Genomic DNA, 7,750 nt, shown 5'->3' with positions numbered 1-7,750 from the left:
GGCTGGCGTACGCGCCGGCGCGTGGATGGATCGACCACGCGCGTGCCGTGCCGATGCCGTGCGCGGCCAGCCCGGCCGCGAAACCGCGCGCCGCCCAGTCGCGCACGCTCAGCGCGTTGAGCAGCGGCGTGACGATCAGCGCGCCGACGATGCCGGTCGTCACCGCGAACACCGCCGCCAGCGTGGCCGAGCCACCGATGCGCTCGGCGATGCCCATCGCGATCGGTGCGGTCACCGATTTCGGCAGCAACGAGGCCAGGATCAACTTCGATCCACCCAGCGCCCAGGCCGTGCCGAGCGCCACCGTGATCGAGGTCGCGGCCCCCAGCAACAGCGCGAGCAGCAAGGTTCCGGCGCGCGCCCGCAGCTCGGGCCACAGGCGCGCCAACGGCACCGCCAGCGCGACCGTCGCGGTGCCGAGCAGGAAATGCACGAACTGCGCGCCCTCGAAGTAGCGGCGGTAGGGCGTACCGGTCGCCGCGAGCACCGCGATGATCGCCAGCACCGACCACAGCACCGGATTGGCCAGCGGATGGCGCCCGCTGCGCGCCGACACGCGCTCGGCGATCACGTAGGCGCCGAGGGTCAGCGTCAGCCCGAACAGCGGCGTGGCGGCCAGGTAGACCCACACCTCGGCCAGCGGCTCCAGCGCGCCGCTCAGGCCGACCGGCAGCGTCAGCGCGCGGGACGCGCTCATGGCGCCGGCGCCTCGTCGTCGGTGTCGTCCGACCCCAGCCGGCGCGACAGGAACCACGCCGTGACGGCGATCGCCGCGGCGGTGCTGGCCACCAGCGCCACCACCCACGCCAGACCCTCGCGCACCAACGGCTCCCAGTACAGCATCACGCCGACGGCGGCCGGGATGAAGAAGATCGACAGATGGGCCAGCAGGCCGTCGGCCGCCTGCTCGAGCGGTGCCCAGGCCGGCTTGCCCACGCGCTGCCGCAGCAGCAGGCCGGCGAGCAGCAGCACCAGCCCGATCACCGGCCCCGGCACCGGCGCGTGCGTGAGCTGCGCGATCGCCTCGCCGAGCGACTGGAACAACAGCAGCGCGGCCAGGCCCTGGATCATGGTCGGTCGCGGCCGGGCACTGGGGCCGCCTGGCTCAGGCGACAGCGTCGGCGGGCAGCGCCGCGATCACCTGCGCCACCGCGGCCGTGAGCCGCTTGCCGTAGGGCAGGTGCAGGAACTCGTTCGGGCCGTGGGCGTTGCTCTTCGGACCCAGCACGCCGCAGACCATCATCTGGGCCTTCGGGAAGCCCTGCTGCAGCAGGCTCATCAGCGGGATCGTGCCGCCCTGGCCGACGTAGCCGCAGGGCGCACCGTAGTGCGCGCGCGAGGCCGCCTGCAGCGCCGTCTCCAGCCAGGGCTCGATCGGCGGGGCGTTCCAGCCGCTGGCCCCCAGGCGCCGACCCGGCCGTCCGGCGCGAACACCACCTTGGCGTTGTAGGGCGCGTTGTCCTCCAGCAGTGCCTTGAGCCGCACCGCGGCGTCGTGGCCGTCGACCAGCGGCGGCAGGCGCAGGCTCAGCTTGAAAGCCGTGACCGGCCGCAGCACGTTGCCGGCGTCGGCGATGGCCGGCAGGCCGGCGGCGCCGGTCACGCTGAGTGTGGGACGCCACGTGCGGTTCAGGAGCGCCTCGGTGGCGTCGGTGCTCATCGGCAGCACCGAGCCGCCGTCGGCACCACAGGCCCACGGAAAGCGCTTCCAGACCTCGTCGCCCAGCACGCGCGCCGTCTCGGCGGCCTGTGCCATGCGCTCGGCCGGGATCTCGCAGTGCAGGCTCTGCGGCAGCAGGCGGCCGGTGGCAGCGTCCTCCAGCCGGTCGAGCAGCTGGCGCAGCACGCGCAGGCTCGACGGCACGATGCCGCTCGAATCGCCGGAGTGCACGCCTTCGCTCAGCACCTCGACACGCAGCGTTCCCGTGACGTTCCCGCGCAGCGAGGTGGTGAGCCAGAGCTGGTCGTAGTTGCCCGCGCCGGAGTCGAGGCAGACCACCAGGCTCACGTCGCCGAGCCGCGGCTTGAGCGCGTCGATATAGGCCGGCAGATCGCCCGAGCCCGACTCCTCGCAGGTCTCGATCAGCCCGACGCAGCGCGGCCGCGGCACGCCCTGCGCGTCGAGCGCCTGCAGCGCCGTGACGGCCGCGTAGACCGCATAGCCGTCGTCGGCACCGCCGCGGCCGTAGAGCAGGCCGTCCTCGAGCTTCGGCGTCCATGGTCCCAGGTCGGCGCGCCAGCCGCTGAATTCGGGCTGCTTGTCGAGATGTCCGTAGAGCAGCACGGTGGGCGCGCCGGCCGCATTGCCGCCCGGCGTGGTGGCCGGCAGCTCGAAGAAGATCACCGGCGTGCGCGGCGTGCCGTCGGCTTCGCGCAGCGCAATTACTTCGAGCTTCAGCCCGGCGAGCCGCTGCCGCTCGACCCAGGCCGCGGCGCGGTGCACCACGCGGTCGATGTGGCCGTGCGCGGCCCAGTCCGCATCGAACATCGGGCTCTTGGCGGGGATGGCGATGTAGTCGATCAGCTCGGGCACGATCTGCGCGTCCCAGGCCTGGTCGACGTGGCCCTGCAAGACGCCGGCGTCGAGGCCGGGCAGGCGGTCGGGAGCGTTCATGGCGATGCGCGCTGGATGCGCGAGGTGGAGCGACGGGCCAGTATAGGCAGCCCCCTCTCCAGGGCATCCTGCCCGCATGAAGAGCTGGCCGAAGACTTGCAAGCCGTCCTGCAATAGGCTTGCAGGCTTCGGGGGCATTTCACGGCCATCGCTTGATGACCGTTGGGTCAGTAACATCCCCCTCCTGCACAAAAGACACACGTGGAGTGGCGGACGATCTCCGAACGTGTGCGCCCCTCAGGGAGGACTTCGCACGGCTGTCGCGGAGGCCTCGATGCCTCACCACCTCTTTCTCCTAGGTGCTCTCATGCGTGACTCCGTTGCCTCCCCTGTTCCGTTCCGACATGCCGCCGCGCTGCTGATCGCCGTGTCGCTGGCCACCGGCATGCTGACGGCCTGCGGCGAGCGCGCCGAGGCGCAGGGCGGCCCGCCGCCGGCCCCGCCGGTCTCGGTGGCCCGGCGGTGCAGAAGCCGATCGCCGACAGCGAGGAGTTCACCGGCCGCTCGAGGCGCTGGAGACCGTCGACATCCGGCCGCGCATCGGCGGCACGATCGACCGCGTGCACTTCGTCGATGGCGCCACCGTCAAGAAGGGCGCGCTGCTGTTCACGATCGATCCCCGCCCCTACCAGGCCGAGGTGGCGCGTGCCGAATCGCAGCTCGCCGCCGCGCAGTCGCGCGCCGAGCTGGCCAAGGCCGAACTGGCCCGCGCGCAGAAGCTGCTGGACGCCAAGGCCGTGTCGCGCCAGGAGTTCGACCAGCTCGGCTCCGGCGAACGCACCTCGCAGGCCGACATCCGCGCCGCCGAGGCGGCCCTGCGCGTGGCGCGCCTCAACGTGGAGTACACGGCGGTGCGCGCGCCGATCGCCGGGCGCCTGTCGCGCGCCAACATCACCGCCGGCAACCTGGTCGACGACAAGACGGTGCTGACCACGCTGGTGGCCACGCACAAGGTCTACGCCTACTTCGACGGCAGCGAGCAGACCTTCCTGCGTCTGCGCAAGGCCAACGACGCCCAGCTGAACGTGAAGATGGGCCTGGCCAACGAGAGCGGCTTCCCGCACACCGGCAAGGTCGACTTCATCGACAACCGCCTCAACACCCAGACCGGCGCGATCCGCATCCGCGCGGTGTTCGACAACGCAGACGGCCAGTTCACGCCGGGCCTGTTCGCCCGGCTGCAGGTGGCGGGCAGCACCTCCTACGACGCGGTGCTGACGCCCGAGCGTGCGATCGGCACCGACCAGAGCAAGAAGTTCGTGTTCGTGGTCGGCGCCAACAACGTCGCCGAGTTCCGCGAAGTCAAGCTCGGCGCGCTGATCGACGGCATGCGCGTGGTCACCAGCGGCCTGAAGCCGGGCGAGCTGGTGGTGGTCAGCGGCCTGCAGCGGGTGCGCCCGGGTGCGCCGCTGGCGCCGGAGAAGCTCGATGTCGACGCCCGCGGCATGCCGGTCGAGAAGCCGGTCGCGCCGCCGCCGGGCGCCGGCGGCAAGAAGGACGAGAAGAAGGCCGCGCTGAGCGCGCCGGTCGCGGCTGCGCGCGCCGCCTGATCCGGGAGCGGCTTCCATGAACCTGTCCCGCTTCTTCATCGACCGGCCGATCTTCGCGGCCGTGCTGTCGGTCTTCATCACGCTGGTCGGCGCGATCGCGATCTTCAAGCTGCCGATCTCCGAATACCCCGAGGTCGCGCCGCCGCAGGTGGTGGTGCGCGCGCAGTTCCCCGGCGCGAACCCGCGCGTGATCGCCGAGACGGTGGCCACGCCGCTCGAGGAGCAGATCAACGGCATCGAGAACATGCTCTACATGGGCAGCCAGGCCTCGGCCGACGGTGCCCTGACGCTGACGATCAGCTTCAAGATCGGCACCAACCCCGAGGTGGCCGAGACTGCGGTGCAGAACCGCGTGAACCGCGCGCTGCCGCGCCTGCCCGAGGTGGTGCGCCAGATCGGCGTGACCACCGAGAAGAGCTCGCCGAACCTGACCATGGTGGTGCACATGGTCTCGCCGGACAACAAGTACGACGCGCTCTACCTGCGCAACTACGCCACGCTCAACGTGCGCGACCCGCTGCTGCGCATCCCGGGCATGGGCTCGGTGCAGACCTTCGGCTCGGGCGACTACGCGATGCGCATCTGGCTCGACCCGCAGAAGCTGTCGGCCCGCGGCCTGACCTCGGCCGACGTGGTGGGCGCGATCCGCGAGCAGAACGCGCAGGTCGCCGCCGGTGTGGTGGGCGCGCCGCCGTCACCGAACAACACCGAGTTCCAGCTCGCGATCAACACCCAGGGCCGGCTCAGCAGTGAGCAGGAGTTCGGCGACATCATCGTGCGCGCCGACACCGCCGACGGTTCGGTGATCCGCGTGCGCGACCTCGGCCGCGTCGAGCTCGGCCCCAACACCTACTCGCTCGGTTCGCTGCTGAACAACAAGGAAGCAGCCGCGATCGGCATCTTCCAGGCGCCCAACTCCAATGCGTTGCAGCTGTCGAACGACGTGCGCGCCACGATGGAGCGGCTGAAGGCCGACTTCCCGCCCGGCGTCGACTACGCCATCGTCTACGACCCCACGCGCTTCGTCGCCACCTCGATCGAGAAGGTGATCCACACGCTGGTCGAGGCGATCGCGCTGGTGGTGCTGGTGGTGATCGTGTTCCTGCAGACCTGGCGCGCGTCCATCATCCCGCTGCTGGCGGTGCCGGTGTCCATCGTCGGCACCTTCGCGGTGCTGCTGGCGCTGGGCTTCTCGATCAACACCCTCACGCTGTTCGGCCTGGTGCTGGCGATCGGCATCGTGGTCGACGACGCGATCGTGGTGGTGGAGAACGTGGAACGCAACATCGAGGCCGGCCTGAGCCCGCGCGATGCGAGCGTGAAGGCGATGCAGGAGGTGTCGGGCCCGATCATCGCCATCGGCCTGGTGCTGTGCGCGGTGTTCGTGCCGCTGGCCTTCGTGTCCGGCCTGTCCGGCCAGTTCTACAAGCAGTTCGCCGTGACGATCGCGATCTCCACGGTGATCTCGGCGTTCAACTCGTTGACCCTGTCGCCGGCGCTCAGCGCCATCCTGCTGAAGCCGCACCACGCGAAGAAGGACTGGTTGACGCGCGGCATGGACAAGGTGTTCGGCCGCTTCTTCGGCTGGTTCAACCGTTTCTTCACGCGCAATGCCGACCGCTACAGCCGCGGCGTCACCGGCACCGTCGTCAAGCGCAAGTCGATCGCGCTGGTGATCTACGCAGTGCTGCTGGGTGCCACCCTGCTGCTGTTCAAGCTGGTCCCGCCGGGCTTCGTGCCGCAGCAGGACAAGCAGTACCTGATCGGCATCGCGCAGTTGCCCGACGGCGCGAGCTCGAACGCACCACCAAGGTCATCCGCCAGCTCAGCGAGATCGCGCTGTCGGTCCCGGGCGTGAAGAGTTCGGTGGCCTTCCCCGGCCTGTCGATCAACGGCTTCACCGCGGCGCCCAACTCGGGCATCGTGTTCCTGAGCCTCGACGAGTTCGAGAACCGCACGGCGCCGGAGCAGAGCGCCGACGCGATCGTCGGGCAGGTCAACCAGCGGCTGGGCGCGATCCAGGACGCCTTCATGTTCGTGCTGTCGCCGCCGCCGGTGAGCGGCCTGGGCAATGCCGGGGGCTTCAAGCTGCAGCTGCAGGATCGCGACTCGCTGGGCGAGGGGGCGCTCAACGGTGCGGTGCAGCAGTTGATGGGCCGCATCTACGGCAACCCCAACAGCACGATCACGCAGGCGTTCTCGAACTACCAGATCAACGTGCCGCAGCTGTTCGCCAACGTCGACCGCACCAAGGCCAAGCAGATGGGGGTCAACCTCAGCGACATCTACGAGACGATGCAGACCTATCTGGGTTCGCTCTACGTCAACGACTTCAACCGCTTCGGCAAGACCTACCAGGTGATCGTGCAGGCCGACTCCGGCCACCGCGCGAAGGCCGAGGACATCGGCGCGCTGAAGATCCGCAACGCCGCCGGCGAGATGGTGCCGCTGTCGGCCATGATGCGCATCGAACCCACCTTCGGGCCGGGTTCGGTGGGCCGCTACAACGGCTTCTACACCGCCGACTTCAACGGCGCGGCCAAGCCCGGCTTCAGCTCCGGCGAGGCGCAGGCCGAGATGGAGAAGATCCTGAAGGAGACGCTGCCGCGCGGCATCAGCTACGAGTGGACCGAGCTGGTCTACCAGGAGAAGACCGCCGGCAACACGATGATCTACATCTTCCCGCTGTGCGTGCTGCTGGTGTTCCTGGTGCTGGCGGCCACCTACGAGAGCACCACGCTGCCGCTGGCGATCATCCTGATCGTGCCGATGTGCATCCTGAGCGCGATCACCGGCGTGTGGCTCAGCGGCTTCCTGGGGCAGCCGGCCGACAACAACATCTTCACGCAGATCGCCTTCGTGGTGCTGGTGGGGCTGGCGTGCAAGAACGCCATCCTGATCGTCGAGTTCGCCCGCGAGCTGGAGGACCACGGCCGCAGCACCGTCAAGGCGGTGGTCGAGGCCTGCCGCCTGCGGCTGCGTCCGATCCTGATGACGTCGATCGCCTTCATCGCCGGCGTGATCCCGCTGGTGCTGTCCAGCGGCGCCGGCGCCGAGATGCGCCAGGCGATGGGCATCGCGGTGGCGAGCGGCATGCTCGGCGTCACCGTGTTCGGCCTGTTCCTGACGCCGGTGTTCTACGTGCTGCTGCGCAAGCTCGCCCCCAAGAAGCACCTGCCCACCGCCCATGCCGCGCCGCTGAAGCCGCGCGCCCCGACGGGAGACGACCATGCGTGACGCCCCTATCCTCCGGCTGCCCTTCCGTCTCGGCGTGCTGGCCGCGGCCGCCCTGATCGCCACCGGCTGCGCGGTCGGTCCGAACTACGAGCGGCCCGCCCGCACGGTGGATGCCGAATTCATCAATGCCGGCGCGTCGGCCAACAACACCCAGCCGGTGTCGGCCGACATCGCCAGCTTCTGGCGCGGCTTCGGCGACGAGGCGCTGAGCACGCTGGTCGAACGCGCGCTGGCCGCCAACGGCGACGTGCGCATCGCGCAGGCACGCCTTCAGGAGGCACGCGCCGATCTCGGGCTGGCCCAGGCCGCGCTGCTGCCCGACGTCGGCGTCAGCGCCGGCGCGACGCGCG

4 protein-coding genes and 2 pseudogenes are annotated in these 7,750 nt (G+C 70.2%); 3 read left to right on the top strand and 3 right to left on the bottom strand.

Features of this window, described 5'->3' with window-relative positions:
• The 3 genes and pseudogenes from x551_RS16050 to x551_RS16040 form a co-directional block, all read right to left on the bottom strand.
• Nucleotides 1-697: LrgB family protein (locus tag x551_RS16050; RefSeq protein ID WP_051512094.1), on the bottom strand; the 697-nt coding region annotated here is incomplete at its 3' end.
• Nucleotides 694-1,071 carry a CidA/LrgA family protein gene (locus tag x551_RS16045; protein WP_011831150.1) on the bottom strand — a complete coding sequence of 126 codons (378 nt, stop codon included), beginning with the start codon at nt 1,069-1,071 and terminating at the stop codon, nt 694-696. The genes x551_RS16045 and x551_RS16050, both read right to left, overlap by 4 nt.
• Before the next feature lie 34 nt (nt 1,072-1,105).
• Nucleotides 1,106-2,613 (bottom strand): annotated as a pseudogene (locus x551_RS16040) (M20 family metallopeptidase).
• 560 nt (nt 2,614-3,173) lie between these two features.
• Here x551_RS16040 and x551_RS16035 point away from each other — a divergent pair.
• The 3 genes and pseudogenes from x551_RS16035 to x551_RS16025 form a co-directional block, all read left to right on the top strand.
• Entirely contained in the window at nt 3,174-4,163 is a 990-nt protein-coding gene (locus x551_RS16035) for an efflux RND transporter periplasmic adaptor subunit (protein WP_253950397.1), read from the top strand.
• 16 nt (nt 4,164-4,179) lie between these two features.
• A pseudogene (locus x551_RS16030) lies at nt 4,180-7,400 on the top strand (efflux RND transporter permease subunit).
• On the top strand, nt 7,393-7,750 hold a 358-nt coding region (locus x551_RS16025), incomplete at its 3' end, for a TolC family protein (protein WP_036249486.1). The pseudogene x551_RS16030 and the gene x551_RS16025, both read left to right, overlap by 8 nt.

Source organism: Methylibium sp. T29 (genome assembly GCF_000576205.1).
GTDB lineage: Bacteria > Pseudomonadota > Gammaproteobacteria > Burkholderiales > Burkholderiaceae_C > Methylibium > Methylibium petroleiphilum.
This window is presented reverse-complemented; position numbering and strand designations above follow the sequence as displayed.

What these genes read in the sequence shown, in the direction of transcription:
- x551_RS16045 (WP_011831150.1), bottom strand. Translation starts at nt 1,071, where the DNA reads ATGATCCAGGGCCTGGCCGCGCTGCTGTTGTTCCAGTCGCTCGGCGAG.